The sequence below is a fragment of the Noviherbaspirillum sedimenti genome (assembly GCF_003590835.1).
Lineage (GTDB): Bacteria > Pseudomonadota > Gammaproteobacteria > Burkholderiales > Burkholderiaceae_D > Paucimonas > Paucimonas sedimenti.
In genome coordinates this window covers 269,916-292,580 of record NZ_QYUQ01000002.1, presented here as the reverse complement: position 1 = coordinate 292,580, position 22,665 = coordinate 269,916, and the positions used below count along the sequence as shown (strand labels likewise).

At 61.1% G+C, this 22,665-nt stretch carries 24 protein-coding genes; 17 read left to right on the top strand and 7 right to left on the bottom strand.

What is annotated here, in order from left to right:
- Positions 1-10: 10 nt before the first annotated feature.
- From D3878_RS01465 to D3878_RS01450, 4 genes are all read right to left on the bottom strand, one after another.
- Positions 11-1,417 (bottom strand): efflux transporter outer membrane subunit, encoded by a 1,407-nt coding sequence (locus tag D3878_RS01465; protein ID WP_233556192.1) that lies wholly within the window; start codon positions 1,415-1,417, stop codon positions 11-13.
- Entirely contained in the window at positions 1,414-3,351 is a 1,938-nt protein-coding gene (locus D3878_RS01460; protein ID WP_119783864.1) for an HD domain-containing phosphohydrolase, read from the bottom strand. Before D3878_RS01460 ends, D3878_RS01465 begins: the two co-directional genes overlap by 4 nt.
- A 145-nt stretch (positions 3,352-3,496) precedes the next feature.
- Positions 3,497-3,928, bottom strand: coding sequence for a DUF4399 domain-containing protein (locus tag D3878_RS01455; protein ID WP_119783863.1), 432 nt, complete (start codon positions 3,926-3,928; stop codon positions 3,497-3,499).
- A 26-nt stretch (positions 3,929-3,954) separates the two neighbouring features.
- Positions 3,955-4,389, bottom strand: coding sequence for a DUF4399 domain-containing protein (locus D3878_RS01450; RefSeq protein ID WP_119783862.1), 435 nt, complete (start codon positions 4,387-4,389; stop codon positions 3,955-3,957).
- Between the two features lie 267 nt (positions 4,390-4,656).
- On the opposite strand from D3878_RS01450, the gene D3878_RS01445 reads away from it, so the two are divergent.
- On the top strand, positions 4,657-5,805 hold the full coding sequence (locus D3878_RS01445) for a formylglycine-generating enzyme family protein (protein WP_119783861.1): 1,149 nt from the start codon (positions 4,657-4,659) through the stop codon (positions 5,803-5,805).
- A gap of 56 nt (positions 5,806-5,861) precedes the next feature.
- Here D3878_RS01445 and D3878_RS01440 read toward each other — a convergent pair whose 3' ends face one another.
- The gene (locus D3878_RS01440) at positions 5,862-7,922 is read right to left on the bottom strand and encodes a serine/threonine protein kinase (protein ID WP_119783860.1); all 2,061 of its coding nucleotides are present in this window, start codon (positions 7,920-7,922) and stop codon (positions 5,862-5,864) included.
- A 551-nt stretch (positions 7,923-8,473) separates the two neighbouring features.
- Between D3878_RS01440 and D3878_RS01435 the strand changes: the two genes are divergently transcribed.
- The 8 genes from D3878_RS01435 to D3878_RS01395 all read left to right on the top strand — a co-directional run bounded on the left by D3878_RS01435 (position 8,474) and on the right by D3878_RS01395 (position 14,793).
- Positions 8,474-8,749: a hypothetical protein gene (locus tag D3878_RS01435; RefSeq protein ID WP_119783859.1), complete on the top strand. Its 276-nt coding sequence runs from the start codon at positions 8,474-8,476 to the stop codon at positions 8,747-8,749.
- Positions 8,750-8,776: 27 nt separating this feature from the next.
- The gene (locus D3878_RS01430) at positions 8,777-9,040 is read left to right on the top strand and encodes a hypothetical protein (protein WP_119783858.1); all 264 of its coding nucleotides are present in this window, start codon (positions 8,777-8,779) and stop codon (positions 9,038-9,040) included.
- Between the two features lie 173 nt (positions 9,041-9,213).
- A complete protein-coding gene (locus D3878_RS01425) occupies positions 9,214-9,411 on the top strand; it encodes a hypothetical protein (RefSeq protein ID WP_119787638.1) in 198 nt (65 codons plus the stop codon).
- Positions 9,412-9,905: 494 nt separating this feature from the next.
- Positions 9,906-10,181 (top strand): hypothetical protein, encoded by a 276-nt coding sequence (locus D3878_RS01420; protein ID WP_119783857.1) that lies wholly within the window; start codon positions 9,906-9,908, stop codon positions 10,179-10,181.
- A gap of 67 nt (positions 10,182-10,248) precedes the next feature.
- The gene (locus D3878_RS01415) at positions 10,249-10,512 is read left to right on the top strand and encodes a hypothetical protein (RefSeq protein WP_119783856.1); all 264 of its coding nucleotides are present in this window, start codon (positions 10,249-10,251) and stop codon (positions 10,510-10,512) included.
- A gap of 28 nt (positions 10,513-10,540) precedes the next feature.
- Positions 10,541-10,822: a hypothetical protein gene (locus tag D3878_RS01410; RefSeq protein ID WP_119783855.1), complete on the top strand. Its 282-nt coding sequence runs from the start codon at positions 10,541-10,543 to the stop codon at positions 10,820-10,822.
- Between the two features lie 17 nt (positions 10,823-10,839).
- A complete protein-coding gene (locus D3878_RS01405) occupies positions 10,840-11,610 on the top strand; it encodes a PP2C family protein-serine/threonine phosphatase (protein ID WP_119783854.1) in 771 nt (256 codons plus the stop codon).
- Between the two features lie 246 nt (positions 11,611-11,856).
- Positions 11,857-14,793 (top strand): serine/threonine-protein kinase, encoded by a 2,937-nt coding sequence (locus D3878_RS01395; RefSeq protein ID WP_119783852.1) that lies wholly within the window; start codon positions 11,857-11,859, stop codon positions 14,791-14,793.
- Here the strand turns inward: D3878_RS01395 and D3878_RS01390 are convergent, their stop codons facing one another.
- Complete coding sequence (locus D3878_RS01390) at positions 14,794-15,663, bottom strand: substrate-binding periplasmic protein (RefSeq protein ID WP_158592146.1); 870 nt, start codon at positions 15,661-15,663, stop codon at positions 14,794-14,796.
- A 310-nt stretch (positions 15,664-15,973) separates the two neighbouring features.
- On the opposite strand from D3878_RS01390, the gene D3878_RS01385 reads away from it, so the two are divergent.
- Both D3878_RS01385 and D3878_RS01380 read left to right on the top strand, forming a co-directional pair.
- On the top strand, positions 15,974-16,252 hold the full coding sequence (locus D3878_RS01385; RefSeq protein ID WP_119783850.1) for a hypothetical protein: 279 nt from the start codon (positions 15,974-15,976) through the stop codon (positions 16,250-16,252).
- Positions 16,253-16,311: 59 nt separating this feature from the next.
- Entirely contained in the window at positions 16,312-16,521 is a 210-nt protein-coding gene (locus D3878_RS01380; RefSeq protein ID WP_119783849.1) for a hypothetical protein, read from the top strand.
- Between the two features lie 108 nt (positions 16,522-16,629).
- Here the strand turns inward: D3878_RS01380 and D3878_RS01375 are convergent, their stop codons facing one another.
- Entirely contained in the window at positions 16,630-16,839 is a 210-nt protein-coding gene (locus D3878_RS01375) for a cold-shock protein (protein ID WP_119783848.1), read from the bottom strand.
- Between the two features lie 242 nt (positions 16,840-17,081).
- Between D3878_RS01375 and D3878_RS01370 the strand changes: the two genes are divergently transcribed.
- From D3878_RS01370 to D3878_RS01345, 6 genes are all read left to right on the top strand, one after another.
- Positions 17,082-18,137, top strand: a complete 1,056-nt coding sequence (locus D3878_RS01370) for a 3-deoxy-7-phosphoheptulonate synthase (protein WP_119783847.1) — start codon at positions 17,082-17,084, stop codon at positions 18,135-18,137.
- Positions 18,138-18,216: 79 nt separating this feature from the next.
- The gene (locus D3878_RS01365) at positions 18,217-19,161 is read left to right on the top strand and encodes a hypothetical protein (protein ID WP_147383859.1); all 945 of its coding nucleotides are present in this window, start codon (positions 18,217-18,219) and stop codon (positions 19,159-19,161) included.
- Positions 19,162-19,395: 234 nt separating this feature from the next.
- Positions 19,396-19,746, top strand: a complete 351-nt coding sequence (locus D3878_RS01360; protein WP_147383858.1) for a hypothetical protein — start codon at positions 19,396-19,398, stop codon at positions 19,744-19,746.
- Complete coding sequence (locus tag D3878_RS01355) at positions 19,743-20,513, top strand: hypothetical protein (RefSeq protein WP_119783844.1); 771 nt, start codon at positions 19,743-19,745, stop codon at positions 20,511-20,513. Before D3878_RS01360 ends, D3878_RS01355 begins: the two co-directional genes overlap by 4 nt.
- Entirely contained in the window at positions 20,510-22,330 is a 1,821-nt protein-coding gene (locus tag D3878_RS01350; RefSeq protein ID WP_119783843.1) for a V-type ATP synthase subunit I, read from the top strand. Before D3878_RS01355 ends, D3878_RS01350 begins: the two co-directional genes overlap by 4 nt.
- A complete protein-coding gene (locus D3878_RS01345) occupies positions 22,327-22,665 on the top strand; it encodes an ATP synthase subunit C (protein WP_119783842.1) in 339 nt (112 codons plus the stop codon). The genes D3878_RS01350 and D3878_RS01345 overlap by 4 nt, the downstream gene beginning before the upstream one ends.

The following is a 22,665-nucleotide window of genomic DNA, read 5'->3' as shown; positions in this document are numbered from 1 at the left end:
ATGCGTCCGCTTACTGGTCCTTGACGGAACTGGCGACGTCGACGGTCGGCCAGCCGCCACCCATGGCCTTGTACAAGGTCACCGTATCCGACAGCAGTTGCTGGTGGTTGGCCAACAGGGCCAGTTGCGCACCCAGTAGTGAACGCTCCGTCTCGAACAGTTCCAGCTGAGACACCAGGCCTTCCTTCAATTGGGCCTGGACTTGCGCCGCCACGATGTTCAGGTTATCCACTGCCTGCTGCAGCTCGACCCGCTGCTTTTTGTGGGAATCGAGGTTCACCAGCGCGTTCTCGACTTCCTCGAAGGCGGCCATCACGGTGCGCCGGTATTCCTGTTCAAACACCTGGGTCTGCGCTTCGCTGGTCTTGATGCGGGCTTTCACGCTAGGGTCGAAGATGGGGAAATTTATACTGGGCAGAAAGCCGAGGGTGAAGGACTTGAGCAGGCTTCCCAGCGCAAAGCTGGCGCTGCCGCCACGCCCGGTCAGGCTGATCGAAGGCAGTTGCGCCAGCTTGGCCTGCCCCACCAGATCGTAGGCCGACAACACCCGATACTCGGCGGCGACAATATCAGGGCGACGCTTCAGAAGCTCGGACGGCAGGCCTGCCGGCACCGGCGGCAGCTGCACCGTTTTCTGCAGCTGGCCGGTAGGCAGGATGAAGTCGCCGGCCGGCACGCCCACCAGGGTCGACAGCGCATTGCCGGCCAGCTTGCGCAAACGGTCCAGTTCCAGCTGATCGTTGCTCAGGCGATTGATCTCGGCGCGTTGCTGCAGCACCCGTGTTTGCGGCACCAGGCCGTTTTGCAGCATGGCTTCGAAGGTGGCGAGAATCTGGCGGTTTTTTTCCAGGGTTTTGCGCTGCTGGTCGATCTGTTCGTCGAACTGCAGGATCTGGAAATAGGTCGTCGACACATCCGACACCAGCGTCAGGTAACCGGCGCGCCAGTCGGCTTCGGTGGCGCGGAACTCGGCGGTCTGGGCCTGCACGCCCTTGGCCACCTTGCCCCAGATGTCGATGTCCCAGTTGACCTGGGTGGCGAGGTTGAATTGCTTGGTGAATTTTTGTCCGGTGCTTTTTTCGAAGCTGGCGCCGGCGCCAGCATCCAGGGTCGGTAGCGCGCCGGCGCGGGCTTCGCCGATCTGCGCGCTGGCGACATTGATGCGCGCGGCCAGCACCTTGATGTCGAAGTTGCCGGATATCGCCTTGGCCACCAGATCGTCCAGAGTGGGGTCGTGGAATTCGCGCCACCAGTCCGGCGAGATGGCGGCTGGCGCAGTGACGGTGGCGCCGGCCTGCTGCGACTGCGACCAGCCGGCCTTGGTCGGGGTTTCGGGTTGCCGGTAGGCCGGCATGCTGACATCGGCGCAGGCGCTCAGGAGCGCTGCGCACAACCCCGCGGAAAGGAAAGTTTTCATGCGGCCGCCCATGCCCTGGATTCGACAAATACATTGAACAGACGGGAATCGAGATGTCCCGCCTTGCATTCAAGCCACATCAGATCCAGCGCCTGCTCCACCGGCACCGATTTCTTGTATGGGCGGTCGGGGGCGGTGAGCGCATCGTAGATGTCGCAGATGGTCAGCATGCGCGTCTGCACGCAGATCTGGTCGCCCTTCAAGCCCATCGGGTAGCCGGAGCCATCCAGTTTTTCATGGTGGCCGTGGGCGATCGACGGCACCCCGGCCAGGTCGCGGGTCCAGGGGATCAGGATCAGGAAGGAATAGGAATCGACCACATGCTCTTCGATCTGCTTGCGCTCGTCGGCGGTCAGGCAGCCCTTGGTGATGCTGAGCGCGAGGAATTCATCCTCGCCCAGCAGGGGGGCGGCAACGCCCGCTTCCTCCGGATAGGCGTAGCCCAGCACTTCGCGCAGTTCACCTGCAGCCTCGGTGACGGAAATGGCCGGTTCATTGGCACGCCGTATTGCGGCCAGGAAGCCGTCCAGGCGTGCAGATTCCTGCAACAATTCCTGCTCGACACGTTCCTTCTCGGCGCGGAAGGCCGCCATGCTGAGGCCGCGCTCCAGGTGCAGGTCGGCCAGCTGGCGCCAGGCCTTGCGCTCCAGGCAGGCGCGCGCATGCCGGAAGCGGTGCTCCAGCATGCGCATGTCGGCATGGTGCAGCTTCTTTTCCTTGCGCAATACATGCTCGCGCACGCCGACCTTGCCGAAGTCGTGCAGCAGCGCGGCGTAACGGATCTCGCGCAGCTGGTCCTTGGAAAACACCAGCTGGCGCAGCTCGGGGCTGTCGGCGCGGTCCACCGCCATCGCGAAATGCTCGGCGTAGGCGGACACCCGGAAAGAATGGCCGGCAGTGACCGGGTCGCGTTCCTCGATCGCCTGCACCGAGGCGCGAACGAAGCCGTCGAGCAGGCGCTCGATATCGGAATACAGCTGGAAATTCTTCAGGGCGACCGCCGCCTCGGCGCAGACCCCTGTCAGCATTTCCAGGTCCTGCTCCTTGAAGGCGTACGGGTCGGACGAGGTGTCGACCTGGATCAGGCCGAGACATTCGCCTTCCAGCAGCAGCGGCACGCACATGACGCTGCGGATAGCCTGGGCGATGATCGATTCCTGCGAACCGAAGTAGCGATCGGACAAGGTATCCACCGACAGGATGGCTTGCTTCTTGTTGACCACTTCATTGACGATGGTGTGCGAAATGCGTACTCGCTCCGGGTCTTCCACGGTGCCATCACGGCGGCGCGCCGCCACCGGCAGCAGCGCCTCGCCCTCGTTTTTTTTCAGGAGGATGAACGCGCGTTCAGCCAGCGGAAAAAGATCGAAGATGAAGATCATGATCTTTTCAGTCAGGGTGGCGCGGTCGGTCACGGCCCCCAGCGCGATTCCCACTTGCGCCATCGCATGCAGCTTGTGCACCAGCCGCTGCATGTCGGCTTGGCTGGTGTTCTGGCTGGGCTGCATGGTTTGCGCATATTGCGTGGCATCGACCACTTTGGTGATGACGCTTGGCATACTGTCCTGCGCCGGCACGATCAGGGAGTGGAACACCATGCGCGCCGACGGCACGGAGAGCTCGTCGCCTTCATGCAGCGGCTGCCAGGCGCCCGGCGCCAGGCGGTTACCCAGGACATAGGTGCCATTAAAGGAATGCAGGTCTTCGACAAAATAGGTGTCGCCGCGCCGCATGATACGCGCATGGCGCCGGCTGACGGTGTGTTCCGGAATGCAGAGAAAATGGTCCAGGGCCAGGGAATCCTGGGGATCGCGGCCAATCACGACTTCATCATGCAGGGGAAATACCGAGGATTTAACAGCGCCGGATCCGATGACTTCCAGGTAAGCCATGACCGCGCCCTGCGGCTCCCGTATCCGTGTGGTGGTATCCATCTGCGCACCCTTTACTGTCCCCGTCACGCCAGGACGGCTTGTTCGACGAGACTGTCGAGGATTCGACCTTGAGCCAAAACGCCAGTTCCAGCGCGGGCCTGCCACAAGACAATGCAACGAGCCTGTATCCGTAAAATGCCATGTCCTATTTGACGGTAATCGTAATTTTTTTGGAATAGACCGGGGGATTGTGCGGAATATGCTTGTCGTCGCCCATGAGCAATTGCAAGGTATGTTTTCCCGGTGGCAGTTCCACCATCGTCTCGGTTTCACCGGCGCCAAAATGCAGGTGATTGCGGTCCGAGGGAATGGGCTGGCCGAGCGCCGGCAATTCGGTGTCGATCAGAAGATGGTGGTGTCCGGTATTGGGAAATTCCACGCCTTTCGGCGCGACGCCCATGTTGCGTAAGCCGAACCAGACACGAAACGGTTTACCCGCGGCAAGCACTTCGCCATTATTGGGCCAGCCGATATACAACCAGACATTGGCGGGCGCCGGTGTATCGCCGGCGAAAGCGGTTGGGCTCAGCACGGCCGCAAGTGCGGCCGCAAGGAAAAATCTGGAAATGGATGACATGATTGGCTCCCGCTCGGTCTTGCGGTTCAGCGTACGGTAATCGTGATTTTTTTCGAAACCACGGGAGGGTCATGCGGCCTGTGGTCGCGGTCGCCCAGCAAGAGTTGCAGGGTATGCTTTCCTGGCGGTAGTTCAATGCGCGCCTCGGTTTCGCCGGCGCCGAAATGCAGGTGGTTGCGGTCCGACGGGATGGGCTGATCCATGGCTGGCAATTCGGCATCAATGATCAAATGGTGATGGCCGACATTAGGAAAATCGACGCCTTTGGGGGCCACCCCCATGTTGCGCAAGCCCATGCGCAACCAGAATTTTCCGCCTTGAATGACCGTGCCATCGCCAGGCCAGATGAAATACACTTGCGCGTTCTGCGGCGACGCTGTGCCGGCGGCGGTCGCGAACTGGGGCGCCAGCATCGCCATCGACAAGGCCAAAGACACGAGGGTTTTCAACAGTCCCGTCATACCGCGCCTCTTCCGAAAATGAGTGCAAAAAAATGCGCCCGCATCATGGGCAGGGATCATGGGGAAAATCGCCCGCCAGCAGGCTCTCGCAAAAAAAACATAGGCGCCATAGACACCCCCGGCAACGACAGGCATTGCGGCCGACGTCCCATGCGCTAGACTGAATTTATCAAATCAACACGCTGACACTTTGATATAAACAGAGTTGAACGTGATAGTTCAACGATAAATTGGCAGACGGATATTTCTTCTGTCAAAGGCTGGAACATGAGGCAAACATTCATGGTGGTCTGTCTTGTCGTCAGCCTGTGCGCACAAGACGCGGTCGCTGGCGAGGACGGACACGCCTTGCGCAGCACGCCCTCGATCCAGCTGGCGGGAGTGCTTCCCAAGGATAGCGCCGAGCAATACGAGCTGACGTTCTGGGAATCGATCAAGGACAGCAGCGATGCCAGCGATTACGAAGCCTACCTGCAAGCCTATCCGAAAGGCCGCTTTGCCGCACTGGCGCGCGCCCGCATCGCCCGCTTGCGGGCAACGAAGCCCAAGCTCGAGACGCCGGCAGCCCGGCCGGCACCAGCGGTGAAGCCTCCCGTTGCTGCGCCAATTGCACCGGCACGCCCCGCTTCCCCTGCCAGACCGCAAGCTGCTGTCCCGCCACAGCCCGCGCCCGCTGAAAAGCCACCGGCACCAGTTGCCGGTCTGAGCGAGGTCAAGGATTGCAAGGAATGTCCGAGCCTACTCGCCCTGCCGGCCGGCGCTTTCATCATGGGCAGCAACACCGACGACATTTCCGAACGGCCCGCGCACCAGGTGACGATCGGCAAGCCGTTTGCGATCGGCAAAATGGAAGTGACGGTGGAACAGTGGAATACCTGCGTCGCGGCCGGCGCCTGTGCCCGCATCGCCACCAACGGCAGTGCCGCCAATGCGCCAATGCGGGACGTCAGCTGGGACGATGCCCAGCAGTACGTAAAATGGCTGGCCAAGATCAGCGGCAAGCCCTACCGCCTGCCGACCGAGGCCGAATGGGAATACGCGGCCCGCGGCGGCACGGCCACGCGTTACTGGTGGGGTCAGCAAATGCGTGCCGGCAATGCCAACTGCAAGGATTGCGGCCCGCCCTGGAGCCTGGATGGGCCAGCGAAAGCCGGCTCCTTCGCCGCCAATCCCTACCGGCTGCACGACATGAATGGCAGCGTCTGGGAATGGGTGGCCGATTGCTGGCACAATTCCTACAAGGGTGCGCCATCCGACGGCCGCGCCTGGGACGATCCGCTGTGCCGGGTGCGCGTCATACGCGGCGGCTCCTGGCGCGATGGCGAGGCTTACATGATGTCGACCACCCGTTTCAAATATGATGCCAGCGTACGTCAGAACCAGAACGGCTTTCGGGTCGCCCGCGACCTAAAATAGCAAGAGGGAAAACGCCGCAATATTTCATCTATACCATCTATACGCCCTTGGAATTTTCAGGGCTTGCGCGGTTTGGTGGTGATCTGGACAAAGTCGGCGACGATGCGATCGGCGCCATACTTTGCGGTCAGTTGCGCCAATTGTCTCTCGGTCACCTTGAGGTATTCCGCGCGCGATTCAATTTCCGGGCGCACCTTGTCGAATAGCGGCGTCGGCGTCAATAGAAGGACGATCAGTTCGTTACCGAAAGGTGGTGAAATCACCCAGTTTCCCAGGCTGCCGATGGCGGCTTCATAATGGGCCGGCGCCTGGTGCGCGCGCATGCGTGGATTGGGCACCAGGTGCGCGACGTTACCATCGAGCACGAAGTAATCGACATAGACATACGTTTCATAAGCGGGTGTCTTGATGTCGACGATCAAGGACTCCCCTTCCGCCAGTTCGCCGTTGCGCGCACGGGCCTGGATAACGGCGCCGCCGCCGGCTTGGCGGTTGCGCTGCCAGTACGGCGCGAAGGTTTCGATGACGGCACAATCGTCATCGCCCACCTGGCGCGTATTGAGCTCGATGGCCTTGGCGCCCGGGATGGCGCCCAGCATTTCCTTCAGGCGCGGCATGCCCACCCGCTGCGCCAGGAACCCCTGGACCTGCAGTGTGCCATCGCGCAGTGTCGCCGCCAGCGCCGAACATGGCACTTGCGCCAGCACCGGCGTTACGGCGGCGAGGCTCAGGACCGGCGCCGGCGCTTGGGGTGGCGGCGCTTGCGTTGTCGGCGCCTGGGTCGCCATGGCTTCTTCTTGTGGCGGCACGCCGGCCGTCGTTGGCGCTGTTTCGCCCGGGCCAGTGTCGGGGCGCGAGGCCAGGTAATAGCTGAGGCCCGCCACCAGTAATACCCCCACGGTCAGGCCGGATGCCGCCAGCGCCACGTACACCGCCTTGCGGGATTCGCCGCTCATCTCGCGCAGGAATTCCATCACGGTCGGCGTGCGGCTGGCGCGTTCGAAGGAGAGTGCCGCCTTGAGCGCGCGCCATTGCCTGCTGCCCAGATTTTGCGGGCGCTGCGGACGCATGCCGGCGTTGCGCGCGAGGGTCGCGGCCGTGCGGTCAAACGGGTGCTTGCCGGTCAGGAGTTCATAAGTGATGCAGGCAAGCCCGTAGATATCGTCGCGCGGATCGGGATCGAGGTGTTCGATCATTTCCGGGCTGGCATAGGCTGGCGTGAGGCCGCCCAGGGTGCCGGCGTCGAACACGGTGGCTTCGGAATCTTCCTCGGTTTTGTGGAAGACGCGGGCAATGCCGAAATCGATCACCTTGACCTCGCCCTTGTCCAGCAAGAACACATTGCCAGGCTTGAGGTCGCAATGGACGAAACCGCGTTCATGGGCGTACGCCAGCGCCCTGGAAATGCCGGTGACGATGCGCAGGACTTCGGCATAGGGCAGGCCGGTGAATCCCGGCGCACGCAGGACCTGGCTGAGCGGTTTGCCCGACAGATATTCCATGGTCAGGTAGACCATCGAACCATCGCGGTCAAAGTCGTATACGGTCACGATATTCGGATGCGCCAGCATCTGCGCCTTGCGCGCCTCGCGCTGCAGGGCGATGAGCGACTTGGGATGACCGCGAAACTGTACGTTCAGAACCTTGATGGCGATGTAGGGCTTGCGGTCGGAGGCTTCCAGCTTGCGCAAGTCGAGCGCCTTGTACACGGTGCCCATGCCGCCAAAGCCGATGCATTCCTCCAGCACGAAGCGGCCGTTCAGGGTATCGCCGACACCTTTCATGCGTTCCAGGCCGGGATCGCTGCCGATGTCGTCGCTCGCCGGGGGCAGGCTTGATTGCGGCGTCCAGCGCTGCTCGCCGGGGCGGGTTTGAACGCGGGTTTCCTCGGCGCCGATGGCGCGCCCGGCTTCCACCTTGCGCTCAATGCGGCGCTGCAATTCGGCATAAATATCGGGCGGCAATGGCACCCTGGCGTTTTCCTCGCCCAGAATGTCCAGCAGGCGCGCCGCGCTGGCTGGCTCCGTGGCCAATGCACGCTCCACCTGGACGAAAAAATCCTGCTGCGACTGGCCGCTGCCATAGTAGCTACGAATCGCGTCCGCAAGATTAGCCATTGGTTTTCCGTGTCATCGCCCGCGGCCCGCACCTGGCATGCCTCCGGATCGGGAGAAGTGGGCACAGGCCATCATACCCATGTACTTGCATCCCCTCATTGAGCTAACTTGAAAAGCCTGCCGGTCCAATTGCCGGTACGCATTCCCGTCGCCCGCCTTAACTTCCCCCTCAATTGGATGCGCCTTGGCGTGCCTTCGTACCTGCAAAATTTCCTGATTCAGACAGAATTCACAAAGCTAAATTCAGTCCTTGTGCCGACTGCGCTGTTACACACTTTCTTGCCTTCCGTCCTGAAGCAGAATGGTGTCAGCCTTTGCCGAACAAAGGCTTTTTAATGTTGGATACGCGCCGACATCTGTCCTTGCCAAGCCTCGCTCGCAAACGCCGCCACGCCCGTCAGAATTTAAAATTTACGCTTATTTTTCAATCACTTGCATCATTTTTTAACACCACCAGCCTGACCTGGCACGCTCCCTGCAATATCCCCTGTGAGCGCAACAGATTGCCTCAAGCAGCAAAATCCACTCATTGAAACTTTAGGAGATTGACCATGAAAACCCTGACCATCAAAGACCTGTCCCGCACCGCTGAACTCGATCGCCAAGCCATGGCTGGCGTTTCCGGCGGCATGTACAAAGGCTGGATGCCCTTCTCAGTGACCTCGATCGACAAATCCTCGGACAGCTTCTCGTTCGACGCCAAGCAAAGCATCGACCAGGAACAGAACACCCTGGTCAACAACGGCAACAATGTCGCCTTCGCCCATGGCATCACTGCCACCGTGAAGCCGAAACAGACCGCCGACAACACCATCAACTTCGGTTGATTGACGGGCGAGACGAGGAGAATCAGCATGTCCATCATCAACGTACACGATCTGGCGCAGAGCCGGGACCTTGACCGGAAATCCATGGCAGCGGTAAGCGGTGGTAATTCCTTGCTGAAAAGCCTCGGGCCCGTCGCCAACGTAAATATCGGCATCAATCAGAACATTGCCCAGTTCCAGAATGTCGAGGTCAATGCCCTGAACAATGTCGGTGTGATCGGCGCCGGTTTCGGCCCGCTCAAGCTGGATGTCAGCCCCAGCCAGTTCGCCAGCGCCATCGCGGTGGTATAGCAAGAACCAACGCACAGGCAGCAACGCCTGTGCATGAATCGAATGCGGCAAGGATACGCAATCCTTGCCGCATTCGTACGTCAAATCGCGAACTTGACGCAGTTTGCTCCCTCTAAATTCAATTGCAAAATGCGCAAGCTGCGCGGATTGCCATCGAAACAGGGGAACTAGCCATGTCCACCATCACCATCAAGGATCTCACCGAAAGCATCGACCTCGATCGCAAGGCCATGCTGGCGATCGTCGGCGGCGCGCGCCGCAGCGGCTACCTGAGTCCGCTCGAAACGCGTGCGCTGCACAGCACCCGGCTGGTCGATTATCCGGCCGGCTTCGGCCGCACCCACCTGGCCATGACGCGGCCGCAGAAGTAATACGCCCCACTAATACGCCCCACACCCGCAGCCTGCACGCAATACTGGCGTTCAAACAGCGCCAGTCCAGCCGCGACACCACTACACATCGCAATGCCGGCACCGCTGGCACTTCCACCTTACCTGCCACCGGGACGCGGCGCATCCTGATCGATGCGCCGCGCGCATTGCGCCACGCCGATTCCATCACGATGCCGCGCCGGCTTGAGGCGGGACATCGGGGATTGCCGTCTGGCCAGCAATGGTGTCGGCGCGGCCCCGACAGTAAGGTGCGCAGCTGTTGGCCAAAGCCCGTCATTCGTCTGCAGCATGGCGCCTGATCAGCACATGAAACACGTCTTACATAAAATAATTATCCATAAATTTCAATGACTTACAAGAGAATCCAGGAACACCACCCAATGCTGGCACGCTCCCTGCAATATCCCCTGTGAGCGCAACAGATTGCCTCAAGCAGCAAAATCCACTCATCATGAAACTTTAGGAGATTGACCATGAAAACCCTGACCATCAAAGACCTGTCCCGCACCGCTGAACTCGATCGCCAAGCCATGGCTGGCGTTTCCGGCGGCATGTACAAAGGCTTCGCACCGTACTCGGTGTTCGCCCTCGATGCTTCCAAGCACAGCTTCTCGTTCGATGCCAAGCAAAGCATCGACCAGGAACAGAACACCTTGGTCAATAATGGCAACAATGCTGCCTTTGTGTCCGGCATCACTGCCACCGTGAATCCGAAACAGACTGCCGACAACACCATCAACTTCGGTTGATCGGGGCTTGGCAAGAAGGTGGCGGCGCCCGCCGCCACCGCTGATCCACCATCATCCGGAGAACAACATGTCCACCATCATGATCCACAACCTGCCACAAAACCGCGAACTCGACCGCCAGGCCCTGCTCGTCGTACGTGGCGGCAATTCCTGGCTGCGCGGGCTGGGGCCCGTCGCAAATGTCAATATCGGCATTAACCAGAACATTACCCAGTTCCAGAATGTCGAAGTCAATGCCTTGAACAACGTCGGTGTGATCGGCGCCGGCTTCGGGCCGCTCAGTTTTGAAGTCAATCCCGCGCAATTCGCCAGCGCCAAGGCAGCGGTCTGAAGCAAGCACATATTTTTGGAGATACATCATGGCTGCCATCACGATCAAGGATTTGCGCACCAGTCGCGAACTGGATCGCAAAGCGATGTCTTGTGTCCGGGGCGCCGGGGCGCCATGGGTCTATGGCTGGATCCGGCCGCACACTACCAGCTCCGGCAGCTTCGGCACCGTCATCAACTTCTTCCAGGTGAACAACTATGCCGAACAGATGGTCAACCAGTTCCAGACGGTCGAAATCAATAACACCGGAGCCAACAGCAACATCAACGTCGGCCTTGACCAGAGTGGCGGCAACCTCAAGCAGCAATAGACCGCGCAGAGCCTGGCATGATCTGTGAAACCCGGTTCCGCTGGACTTCGTCCGCGCTCTCGCATGTCGGTCTGGTGCGCCAGGTGAATGAAGACGCTTGCCTGGAGCAGACGGAACGCGGCTTGTGGGCGATCGCCGATGGCATGGGCGGACATGCGCGCGGCGATGTTGCCAGCCGCATGGTGGTCGACGCCCTGGACAAGATTTCCGCCGCCGATAGCCTGGCCGGCTTTACCATCGACGCCCGCGGTCAGCTGCAGGCGGTGAATAGCCACTTGCGCGCCGAGGCGGCCATGCGGGATGGGCAAATCATCGGCAGCACCGTGGTGGTCTTGCTCGCCTGTGGCCAGCATTGCAGTTTTCTTTGGGCCGGCGACAGCCGCATTTACCTGTACCGCAACGGCATGCTGCGCCAGCTGAGCCGCGACCATAGCCAGGTCGAGGAACTCCGCTCCAGCGGCCAACTCAGTGCGGAGGAAGCGCTGCACCATCCGGCGCGCAACCTGATCACGCGCGCGGTCGGCGCCGCCGACAACCTGGAGCTGGATGAAGGCATGATCGAAGCCATGGATGGCGACATGTTCCTCCTGTGCAGCGACGGCGTCAGCAACGAAGTCAGCGAGCAGGAAATGTGCAATGCCCTCGTCTGCGGCAACTGCCGGCAAGCCACGGAAGCCCTGATCGCCCTGGCGCTGCATGGGGGCGGGCGCGACAACATTTCGGCGGTGGTGGTGCGTGCCGAGGACTTGTATAGCCCGGAAAAAACCATCCTCAATCCGGCGCTGTGACAGCATGGCGCCGCACTCGCGCGAAGGCTTGTTGTATTCATACCGACAAGCACGAAAAATCCCGGAAATTGCGATGCAAATCAATCCCCTTGCGCGTGGCGCGACGATGATGAAACCAAGCTTGGGCGCGTTTAGGTACGAACGCGGGCCGGTTCTGGCATCGAAGATGCTTTGGATTGACTCGCCGCGCCCGCGGCAGCGCCGGTTGCATTTTCAGCGCCGAAACAGACAGGATGAACAGGCTTCATGATGAATCTCAAACACGATAGCGCACAGACGGCAATGCGCACCCGCAGATTGATGTTCAAGCCAACGCCGCAGGGCGATGCGGACTATGGCGCGAATGTCTTGCCAGTGGGGACGCATCTGGGCGAATTCGAAATACTCGACCTGATTGGCGAAGGCGGCTTCGGGATTGTCTACCTGGCTTATGACCACTCACTGGAGCGGCAGGTCGCGCTGAAGGAATACATGCCATCCGGCCTGGCCACGCGCACGACCAGGATGGCGGTGAGCGTGCGCTCGCAAAAAAAACTCGACACCTTCACCGCCGGCCTGAAAAGCTTCATCAACGAAGCGAAAATGCTGGCGCAGTTCGATTCACCGGCGCTGGTCAAGGTGCACAGCTTCTGGGAAGGCAATGGCACCGCCTACATGGTGATGCCCTACTACGAAGGAATGACGCTCAAGCAAGCCCTGCAGACGCACAAAATCAAACCCACCGAAGCCTGGCTGCGCATGCTGCTGGCCGACCTGTTTGACGCCATCGAGATCCTGCACCGCGCGCATTGCCTGCACCGCGACATCGCCCCCGACAATATCCTGCTGCTCAAGGATGGCCGGCCGCTCCTGCTCGATTTTGGCGCCGCGCGGCGTGTCATCGGCGACCTGACGCAATGCTTCACCGCCATACTCAAACCCGGCTTCGCGCCGATCGAACAATATGCCGACATCGCCGGCCTGCGCCAGGGCGCCTGGACCGATGTTTACGCGCTGGCGGCCGTCGTGTATTACCTGATCACCGGCAAGGCGCCGCCGCCCGCGGTGGCGCGCATGGTGCATGATGAACTGGTTCCCGCGCGCGAAGCTGGCAAGGGCCGCTACAGCGAAGCCTTCCTTTCAAGCATAGACAAGGCGCTGGCGGTCAAGCCGGAACAGCGCTTCCACTCGATCGACGAACTGCGCCGCGCACTCGGCATCAGTGAGCCAGAGCCTCGCACCGTGCCGCGCCCGGGCAGCGACTGGTCGACCACGGTGGCGCGCACGATTCCTGTGGCACAAGTCGATGGCAGCCAGCCAGACGTCCCGACGGCCGCCGATCCCGACATCACCCGGCATGTCGGATCGCCTGTCCGACCGCCGAAAGATGTCACGGCGAACGTCCCGCCCGCACCTGATATCGCATCCAGGCCTGCGCCAGCAGACAAGCCGCTACATGGCGGGCATGACGGTACGCAATACGGTAAGCAATACGCCCGCCCGGCCGACAATGTCGACGATAAGGGCGGCGGGAAGGCCGCCGCCCCGTTCGCGCCCCCGCCAGAGCCGCGCGCATCGTCCGAGCCGGAACTTTTGTCGGTGACGCAAATGGCCGGCGACTGGCACACTCCCCCCACGCCGCCACACCGCTTCGAGCAGGATGCCATTGTGTCGCCGCGGCGGGACAGGCAGGGTTGGCTGGTGTTTGCGCTGCTGTTTGCCGCCGGCATCGGTTCGGGCATCTACCTGGGAGCAAACCATAGCTGGGATGGCTTGAGCGAGCAGGCGCTCGTTGCCGATTCCGGCGTTGCGGAACCAGTGGCTGGCAGCCCCCCGCAGCCAGCCGGCGCCCTGCCCCCTTCGGCAGCCGCGTCGGCCTCCTCGGCTTCCTCGGGCGCCTCAGAACCGTCAGAGGCCGGCGGCGCGGCAGGCACCGCAGCGATGCCGCCGCAATCACCGTCGGCGGACCGCCCGGGCTCGGAAATCGACATGTGGCAAATAGCCAGCAAGCGCAACCAGGCCAGTGCCTATGAAAGCTATCTGCGGCAATACCCGCAAGGCCGCTACGCCGCCATCGCCAGGCTGCGGCTGGAACGCCTGCAAGCTGCAACGGCCGCGGCCGAACTCCCCCGCCAGGAAGCGCCGCATGCGGCCACGGCATCCCCGGTTCCTGTCCCTGCACCGGCATCCCCGCCGGGCGCAAGCGCTGCAGGCAAGCCGGAAGCAAAGGTAGCGCCAGCCGGCACCAAACCCGAAGAAGCCGCCTGGAGCAAGGCCAGCGCAAGCAACGACGTCGCTGCCTACCAGGATTACCTGCGCAAGTATCCCAAAGGCGGCTATGCCGCGCTTGCCAGGGACCGGCTGGCCAGCCTGAAACCAGCCGCACCGGCGAGCGCACCAACGATGATGGCCAAGGAACAGGCGCAGTCCACACCCGCGCCTGTAACATCGGCGTCCACCGCTGGCATGGTGCCGGCGCCAGCGTCACCACCGACATCGACGCCCACGGTCCCAGTCCCGTCTGCTGCGGCAAGCACCACGGCAGCGGCCTCGCCCGCCCCCGTTGCCGCAACGCCCATGCCGCCGCAAGCGGCGCTCAAACCGGAAGATGCCACAGACGCAGCGCCAGCGGAATCCGCTGGCCGTCCTGGCCGCAATGCCGTCAAGTTTGATGACCAGACCATGACCGGCGATTTTTCAGTCGATAAAAAATCCGGGCTGGTTTCCGGAAAAGTGAAAATTACCTGGAGTAATGGCAACCAGTTCGATGGCACTTTGGTGCAAGGAAGCAAGGAAGGCAAGGGCAAGTTCGTCTGGAGCAGTGGCCAGCGTTACACCGGCGATTGGGCAAACGACATGCCCAACGGCAAAGGCACTTTCATCTTTTCCGATGGCAGCCGTTATGATGGCGAAGTCAGGGAGGGCATGCCGCATGGCTACGGCAGCACCCGCTTCAAGAGTGGCATCGTGTATACCGGCGATTGGGTTCGCGGCAAGAGCCATGGGCGTGGGCGCTATATCTGGACCGATGGCAGTTATTGGGAAGGCGAATTCAGGGACGATAAAAAGACGGAGAACGGCAAGATGTATTTCCCGAATAAAGGCGCCGCCCCTGCGGCCAGCACGCCACCGGGTGAATACGCCAATCCGGGTGCCGCGAGTGCCGCGACTACCGACGCCGGCAGGAAAGCGGAAGCACGATGATCAATCAAGCGGCCGAAACCAGAGTTGCTGTTGCAGCAGCGGCGTTTCATCCGGTAGCAGAGGGTTTCTCAATCGAATGACTTTCCGCTGCCGAAGATCCGCCTTGCGCACGCATTCACCATAGTATTCATTGAATAATTGATCGAAGCTGCCATCGCGGATGGCCTGGCGCAGTCCTGCTTCGATCGCTTGCGCCAACTCCCGGTTCTCTTTGTTCACGAAGTAGTAGGCCGCCGCGGGATAAGACAGGAGGATGGTCGGCTCGATAGTGAAACCGCGGCCGGGATGGGCCTGGATTTCATCCCAGACTTCCGTAATCGAGCGCGGAAAATAATCGAAGCGCTCCGCCTCCAGCATGTTGAACAGGTTTTCATACACGGTGGCGCCATACACATTCAAGCCATTCGCCTGCAGGATCCTGGTATCCGGCCAGTGGCTACCCTGACCGGCCTCGAAGCGGCGCAAATGGTCGAGCGTATGGACTTGCGCAAATTTCTTCAGATGTTCGTGCTTGACCAAAAACACGCGATAACCGATCAAGCCCTTGTCGATCGGAATGCGTATCGGCCGCAATCGCTGCTCTCGTTCGCGCGAAGTCATCGACCAGACCACATCGATGTCCTGGCCCCTTTCCAGCTGCAACAAGGTGCGCCCCTGCTCCATTTTGATCTTGCTCGGCCGCATTTGATATGCAATGCCCGATTTTTCCAGCGCCAGTTTCAACAGCTTGATCTGGTAGTCATAGCGCGCATCGATTGCAGAAGGCCGATCCGGATGAATCACCGACAAGGGCTTGGACGCCAGGGTGGGCAAAGCAACAAATACCAGCAGGCTGACAAAGATGCGCAGGAGAAAAGTCATTCTGATCATGGCAGATTCGGATCGACTGATTATACCCATGGAGCAAACCAAGAAGACCGGTTCATCGGGATCTGTTGCAAACCGCCGTACAGCATGCGAAAAAGTGTTGGGTTCCACCCATCACGCCGGCGGCAGACCTTGCGTTGCGCACCCCTGCCCGCCCGTCAAAATAATTAAATTCCCCTTATTTTTCAATGACTTGAAATAAATTCCAGCACCACCAGCCTGACCTGGCACGCTCCCTGCACTATCCCCTGTGAGCGCAACAGATTGCCTCAAGCAGCAAAATCCAACTCAATGACACCTTAGGAGATTTACCATGAAAACCCTGACCATCAAAGACCTGTCCCGCACCACCGAACTCGACCGCCAAGCCATGGCCGGCGTCTCCGGCGGCATGTACAAAGGCTGGATGCCAGCCTACTCGTACACAGCAATCGATGCATCCAAGCACAGCTTCTCGTTCGATGCCGAGCAAAGCATCGACCAGGAACAGAATACCCTGGTCAACAACGGCAACAATGTCGCCTTCGCCTCCGGCATCACTGCCACCGTGAAGCCGAAACAGACCGCCGACAACACCATCAACTTCGGTTGATCGACGCGGACGTGGCGGTGGGGGTTTCCCTGCCGCCATGCCAATGAAGGAGAATTGCAATGAAAATCCTGATCATCAAGGACTTGTCTTCGTTTAGCGAAGACCTGGCGCAGGAGGCAATGGCGGCGGTGCATGGCGGCAGGATGAAGCTGCCCTTCCAGCGCGCGACCGCCGACAGCCTGCTGACTTCGCCGCAAGGCGATCCGGTAGCGGTGTATGTCGATGGCGTGCTGGTCAATTCGGTCAGCACGGGATATGCGCCACGCTGACCCGCACGCCCATGCGGATTGGGCGAAGTAAAAACGCAAAAAGCCCGCCGAAGCGGGCTTTCATTCGTCATCGGCGACAAATCACCGATGCTTCATTCAGGCAAAAACTTACAGCGGGCGAATGTTCGTCGCTTTTTCGCCTTTAGGACCAGTGCCGCGGTCGAACGACACGCGCTGGTTTTCAGCCAGGCTCTTGAAGCCGGTCGACTGAATGTCCTGAAAGTGGGCGAACAGGTCAGCGCCACCGCCATCAGGCGTGATGAAGCCGAAGCCCTTGGAATCGTTGAACCATTTGACAATACCAGTTTGAGTACTCATGTTATTTCCTTTAAACAAAATAGGGACAAGCCCGGGACACACGGGAGACCAAGAAATATAACCGAGGGATTCAAACAGACATGGCTCTTCGGAAGAGCAAGACAGAAATGAGACCAACAATAAAACGGCTTGATGTACGTGCAGAGGTCAATATACAGCATGCCCCCGCAATCACCTAGCTTTATTTTTGCTTGTACAAACAGCTAGAATAGGCGCCGCCGCCACTTTTTGAAAACGCCTTCATGACCCAACTGATCAATGCCCGCATCCTGGCCCAGGAAAACCTGCCGCCGCCCTCCGCCATCCAGACGGAAATCCCGCACACGAAGAAGTCCCTCGCGACCGTGCTGAATGGCCGCGCAACGCTGGAAGACATCCTGGACAGGAAAGACCAGCGGCGCTTCGTCGTAGTCGGCCCCTGCTCCATCCATGATCCCGCCGCGGCGCTCGATTACGCGCGCCGGCTCAAGCCGCTGGCCGATGAAGTCGCCGACGTGCTGGTGCTGGTGATGCGCGTCTATTTTGAAAAGCCGCGCACCACGGTCGGCTGGAAAGGCCTCATCAACGATCCGGACCGGGATGATTCGTTCAACATGACCAAGGGCATCCGGATCGCCCGTACGCTGCTGCGCGACATCAGCGAAATGGGCCTGGCCATCGGCACCGAAGCGCTGGACCCGTTGATGCCGCAATACCTGGGCGACCTCATCAGCTGGAACGCCATCGGCGCGCGCACCACGGAATCCCAGACCCACCGCGAAATGGCGAGCGGCCTGTCAACCCCGGTCGGCCTGAAAAACGGCACCGATGGCGGCCTCGCAGTGGCGATCAATGCCATGCAGTCGGCCCGCACGCCGCATGCCTTCCTGGGCATGGATGCAGATGGGCTGACCTCGGTCATCCGTACCGCCGGCAATCCGCACGGCCACCTGATCCTGCGCGGCGGCCAGGCGCCCAACTATGGCGCCGACGCCGTGGCGCAAGCCGAAGCCCTGCTGGACAAAGCCGGCCTGCCCGCCTCCATCGTGGTCGATTGCAGCCACGGCAACTCCAACAAGGATCACAAGCGCCAGGTGGGCGTGCTGCAGGACGTCGTGCGGCAAATCCGCGCAGGAAACCAGAGCCTGGTCGGCATGATGATCGAGTCCAACATCGTCGAGGGTGCGCAGAAAATCCAGGCGGACCTGTCGGCGCTGGTGTACGGTCAATCCGTGACGGACGCCTGCATCGGCTGGGACGACACCCTGAGCGCCATTCGCGAGGCGGCAGCAGCGCTGCGCGAGACTGCGCAGCACTAGCCCCGGGGCAGCAGCAGGCGGTTGACCACTGATGCGTCTCAACGCCTCCAGCCGTTGAGACGACTACCATGTTTGCTCTATGAACCCGAACATAGGGCACGCATGGCGGCATCGGTGCGGCACCCGATACCTCTGCCCCATCAAGACCTTCCTGGCAGTTGCCTTGGCCCTGCCCTGGTTATGCATGTCCGCGTGCGCGCTGGAGCCCCCGGCAAGCGCCGCCGCTGCGCTGCAAGCCAGACACATCGAGTTGCAAGCGCAGCTGCGCACCAATACCTTCGGAGAATCCCTGTACCTGAGCTCGCGCGAGGGCAGCAACCGGCTCGAGGGCGATGTCTATGCAGAAGTGACACATCCGGTCGCCGAGATAACGGCGACGTTCAGGTCTGCAAACAGGGTTTGCGAGCTGCTGTTCCTGCATCTGAATGTGCGCGGATGCCAGCCTGCGGGCACCAGCGACAATGCGGCGCTGACGCTATCGGTCGGCCCCAAGCGTGCGCTGGCGGCGGGCAAGATTTACCACATCACCTATGCGCTGCGCGTCGAGGCCGCCGACGCGGCATACTTCCGGGCGACGCTGAGTGCGGCGCAGGGGCCGCTGTCGACACGGGATTACCGCATCGTCTTCGAAGCGATGCCAATCGGCGGCAGCCGTTCCTTCGTGCATTTTAGCTATGCCTATGGCTACGGCACCATGGCAAAAATCGCGATGCGCATGTACCTGGCCACGGCAGGACGTTCGAAGATCGGCTTTACCGTGACAGGCCAGAGTCCCGACGGACGCCCCCTGTATGTCGGCGGCGAGCGCGGCTCGCTGGAGCGCAATGTCATGCGCTACTACCTGGCGCTGCTCGCCTACAGCAGTGTCAATACGGGATCGCCCCAGGAAAAAATGGAGAAGCGCATGCGCAAGTGGTTTGCCCTCACCGAGCGCTATCCGGCGCAACTGCATGAACTTGATCTCGACGAGTATCTCCAGGAGAAGCAGGCAGACCTGGCCCGGGCCGCCGCTGGCCATCAATGAGGCAGCCGGACTGGCAGACCGGGAATCTGGTGATCCGTCCCGCACCGCCGGCGAATTCAATCCGTATTTGATTTCTGTCAAGGCCGGCCGCAATGAATGGCCGAACATGAACCCAATAAAAGGCAGGCGCAACTGGCGCGTTTCCGGTTTTTTGGTGGCTCGACAAGGGCCCAACATATCGCTCCTTGAACGCCTGATTGCTTTGTTAGAGGGACAGCAACCGAGGACGCGCAATTGCCAATGCCCCGTGAGCCTTTACCCTGCGGCGAGGCGGTCGAAGCCGCGATCTCGAAGGTGCTTGCGGCGGAGGGTGAGGCGCGCGAGTCTGTCATCGCCTGTCGCCGGCAAGCTGAAGAGCGTCTCGAAATCGCCCGCCGGGAGGCACGTTTAATCAGCGAGCGCTGCGAGCGAAGAATGCAGGCGATTCGGCAGGGCCATGCACAGGTGCTTGCAGAAAGGCTTTCCGCATTTCAGAAGGAATCCAACCAGTTCAAGAAGTCCTATGTCCCTACGATAGAGGAGTTGGCCCGTTTGCGTCACGCGGTCGCAACACTGGCGGGAGAGTGTATCGGGGATACCCAATGATCCCTGGAAGCATCGAATATGCACAAGTGCGTATCCAGTCGCGCTACGCTGCCCGGGCCAATGCCGCGGCCTGGCGCGAAATGGAGCACGCGCGTGAATTGTCGGCGTTGCTCGAGATCGCACGCGCTGCAGGATTTGATCGTGTTGTCGCTCAGTTGCCGATGCCGCCAGGATTGCATGAACTTGATTGCGCGACGCGGAATCACTGGCGTGAGCGGGTCGATGAGGTGGCCGGCTGGATGCCGGTCGATTGGCAAGCGGCGCTGCGCTGGTGCGCACTGATCGTTGACCTGCCGTTTATTCAATATCTCGCAAACGGCGGCATGCCCTATCGATGGATGCAGTGCGACATGGCATTCGCGAATCCGGGCGCATCGCCGGGCAAGCGCCTCCCCGCCATGAAGGAGATGGCAGGACTCTTTGCCGGGCTGCATGAACCTTGGGTTGACCCGGACGCGGTCGCAAGCGGCTGGTGCCGGGAATGGCGAAGCCGCATGCCGCGCCTGTCAGAAGAGGAAGCTGCGCATTTCATGGTTTTGGTGCGCGCCATCGAGTCCCATCTTGCCGCCTTCGCCAAGGCAGCAGGCGACGAAGGCTGGCGCCATCGGCACCTGCTGGAAGAGAAGCTTGCTGCCTTGTTTCGGCGCTTCACGCTGGAACCGCCGGCGGCATTCGCGTTCCTTGCGCTGCAATGGCTCGATCTTGAGCGTTTGCGGGGCGAAATCGCCACGCGCATCGCATTTCCGTCGCGGAGCCTGGCGCCATGATGCGGCCGCGCCCGGCACGCTGGTTCGAGGCGCTGGTGGCACGTGCAGACTGCGCGATGCTGCTCGAGGCGCTGGCGGCAACCGGATCGATCGAACTTGAAACGCACTCGGTTGCTGCCTTGCCACCGTATTTCGAGGAAGTGCGCCCGCTGCTGCAGCAATTCTCCGATTTTGCGCGGCGTTACCGCCACTATTGGCCCACATCGGGCCTGCGGCCGTCGGCCGTCCATGACGCTCCGGGAAAGATATTGGCTGACGTGCTCGAACGCCTGCGGGCTTGGGCAAGCGAGGCCGAGCCCACCATTCAAAGGCTGCAGCTGCTTGAAGCCGAGCGCGCGGAACTTGCGCTATGGCGCACGCTTCTGGACGCCATCGCCGGCACGACGCTCGGATTTTCCCGGCTTGCAGCGGCGGGCCCGCTGCTGGGAACCGCCGTGCTGGAATTGCCAAAGGACGCGGAACCGCATTTCCTGCCATCGGCGCTGATGCTGCGGGTCGAACAGGCGCAGTCGGTGTTCTTCATTATCGTCGCCAGCGCTGCCGATCTCGAAGCGATCTCGGCGCAAGTCACCGCACTCAAAGGGAGGGTGCATTCGATTGCGCCATGGTTGAAGGATGACCCCGGACAGAACCAGACTTATATCCAGGCGCGCATGGATGAAATCGAGCGCGAAGCAAAGGCAGCCGCCAGCCGGATCGAGGAATCGCACCACACGCATGGCTTGCGCATTCTTTTCGGGGATGCAAAACGACTCGAATGGATGATTGACAATGTGCACGCGCTCGATGGCGGCGAGCATTTTGTCCGGGTGACCGGATGGACCAGCGACTTCGCGGGAACGGCGCTGGCAGCGGCCATCGATCATTGCGGCGCCAGGGCGCTGCTGTATTTTCCGGCCGCGCCGGACAATGCGCAGGCACCGCTTTTGTTCATGAACCCGGCCTGGTCCAGACCGTTCGAATTGTTCACACGCGCCCTGGGAATGCCGGCCGCAAGTGAAACGGACCCCACGCAAGTATTGGCCGTCGTTGTGCCGCTGATGTTCGGATACATGTTTGGCGACATCGGTCAGGGGCTGATCATCGCGACCATCGCCTGGTTCTTGCGCCGCCGCTACGCTGTTGCTCGCCTGCTGTTGAGCTGCGGCATCGCAGCCACTGGATTCGGCTGGATGTTCGGCTCCATCTTCAGCATGCACGGCTTCATCAAGCCGCTCTGGCTTGCTCCCCTTGATGATCCGATCACGATACTTTGGGTGCCGATCGCCGGGGGGGCGGCCTTCCTCACGCTGGGGCTCGCAATGAATGCGGTGGCAGCCTACTGGCGTGGCGAATCGATCCGCTGGCTGGCGCACGATTCCGGCATCCTGCCGGTGTATTTCGGCCTGCTCGGCGCGCTCGCATCGCCCGCCGCGATCTGGATCGCAGCGGCAGGCATTGCTGCCTGCCTGGCCGGCCCGGCAATTCAGACGCGCAGCGCAGCTGCCATTCTCCCTGCAGCGGGGCGCCTGATTGAACGCGTGCTGCAGTTGCTGATCAACACGCTCTCCTTTGCGCGGGTCGGTGCTTTCGCGCTGGCCCATGCGGGGCTGTCGTCAGCAATCGTTTCCCTGGTTGATGCAGCACCCAACCCCGCACTGAAGGCGCTACTGCTGGTATTGGGCAATGCGTTGGTGCTGACACTGGAGGTGATGGTGGTGTCGATCCAGACCACGCGGTTGGTATTGTTCGAATTCTTTACGCGATTCTTTACAGGCGAAGGCCGCGCTTTTCGCCCACTGCCGGCGCCTCCCCTCCTTTCCCAGGTGAAAATATGAACATGCGGCGTTTCGGTCTTGCGCTGTGGCTGGCCATCGCGGCCGCCGGCGCAGCAAGCTTGTTGCTGATCCTTTCCCCCGGTTCTGCCGCCGCCGCGCAGCCGCCGTTGGCAGAAGGCTTGATCAACACTTGGGGTCTGGTCGCGGCCGCGCTCGCGACGGCCGTGTCTTCTCTGAGCGCCGGGTTCGCCGTCGCCAAAGTCGGCACGGCGGCCATTGCGGCGCTGGCAGAGAAGCCCGAGCTTTTCGGCCGTCTGCTCATTTTCGTCGGTTTGGCCGAGGGGATTGCGATTTATGGCCTGATCGTTTCCATCCTGATCCTGAACCGCCTCTAG

Excerpts from the sequence above, each read along its gene's own strand:
- D3878_RS01465 (WP_233556192.1), bottom strand. The coding sequence starts at position 1,417 with ATGAAAACTTTCCTTTCCGCGGGGTTGTGCGCAGCGCTCCTGAGCGCC.
- D3878_RS01460 (WP_119783864.1), bottom strand. The coding sequence starts at position 3,351 with ATGGATACCACCACACGGATACGGGAGCCGCAGGGCGCGGTCATGGCT.
- D3878_RS01455 (WP_119783863.1), bottom strand. The coding sequence starts at position 3,928 with ATGTCATCCATTTCCAGATTTTTCCTTGCGGCCGCACTTGCGGCCGTG.
- D3878_RS01450 (WP_119783862.1), bottom strand. The coding sequence starts at position 4,389 with ATGACGGGACTGTTGAAAACCCTCGTGTCTTTGGCCTTGTCGATGGCG.
- D3878_RS01445 (WP_119783861.1), top strand. The coding sequence starts at position 4,657 with ATGAGGCAAACATTCATGGTGGTCTGTCTTGTCGTCAGCCTGTGCGCA.
- D3878_RS01440 (WP_119783860.1), bottom strand. The coding sequence starts at position 7,922 with ATGGCTAATCTTGCGGACGCGATTCGTAGCTACTATGGCAGCGGCCAG.
- D3878_RS01435 (WP_119783859.1), top strand. The coding sequence starts at position 8,474 with ATGAAAACCCTGACCATCAAAGACCTGTCCCGCACCGCTGAACTCGAT.
- D3878_RS01430 (WP_119783858.1), top strand. The coding sequence starts at position 8,777 with ATGTCCATCATCAACGTACACGATCTGGCGCAGAGCCGGGACCTTGAC.
- D3878_RS01425 (WP_119787638.1), top strand. The coding sequence starts at position 9,214 with ATGTCCACCATCACCATCAAGGATCTCACCGAAAGCATCGACCTCGAT.
- D3878_RS01420 (WP_119783857.1), top strand. The coding sequence starts at position 9,906 with ATGAAAACCCTGACCATCAAAGACCTGTCCCGCACCGCTGAACTCGAT.
- D3878_RS01415 (WP_119783856.1), top strand. The coding sequence starts at position 10,249 with ATGTCCACCATCATGATCCACAACCTGCCACAAAACCGCGAACTCGAC.
- D3878_RS01410 (WP_119783855.1), top strand. The coding sequence starts at position 10,541 with ATGGCTGCCATCACGATCAAGGATTTGCGCACCAGTCGCGAACTGGAT.
- D3878_RS01405 (WP_119783854.1), top strand. The coding sequence starts at position 10,840 with ATGATCTGTGAAACCCGGTTCCGCTGGACTTCGTCCGCGCTCTCGCAT.
- D3878_RS01395 (WP_119783852.1), top strand. The coding sequence starts at position 11,857 with ATGATGAATCTCAAACACGATAGCGCACAGACGGCAATGCGCACCCGC.
- D3878_RS01390 (WP_158592146.1), bottom strand. The coding sequence starts at position 15,663 with ATGATCAGAATGACTTTTCTCCTGCGCATCTTTGTCAGCCTGCTGGTA.
- D3878_RS01385 (WP_119783850.1), top strand. The coding sequence starts at position 15,974 with ATGAAAACCCTGACCATCAAAGACCTGTCCCGCACCACCGAACTCGAC.
- D3878_RS01380 (WP_119783849.1), top strand. The coding sequence starts at position 16,312 with ATGAAAATCCTGATCATCAAGGACTTGTCTTCGTTTAGCGAAGACCTG.
- D3878_RS01375 (WP_119783848.1), bottom strand. The coding sequence starts at position 16,839 with ATGAGTACTCAAACTGGTATTGTCAAATGGTTCAACGATTCCAAGGGC.
- D3878_RS01370 (WP_119783847.1), top strand. The coding sequence starts at position 17,082 with ATGACCCAACTGATCAATGCCCGCATCCTGGCCCAGGAAAACCTGCCG.
- D3878_RS01365 (WP_147383859.1), top strand. The coding sequence starts at position 18,217 with ATGAACCCGAACATAGGGCACGCATGGCGGCATCGGTGCGGCACCCGA.
- D3878_RS01355 (WP_119783844.1), top strand. The coding sequence starts at position 19,743 with ATGATCCCTGGAAGCATCGAATATGCACAAGTGCGTATCCAGTCGCGC.
- D3878_RS01350 (WP_119783843.1), top strand. The coding sequence starts at position 20,510 with ATGATGCGGCCGCGCCCGGCACGCTGGTTCGAGGCGCTGGTGGCACGT.
- D3878_RS01345 (WP_119783842.1), top strand. The coding sequence starts at position 22,327 with ATGAACATGCGGCGTTTCGGTCTTGCGCTGTGGCTGGCCATCGCGGCC.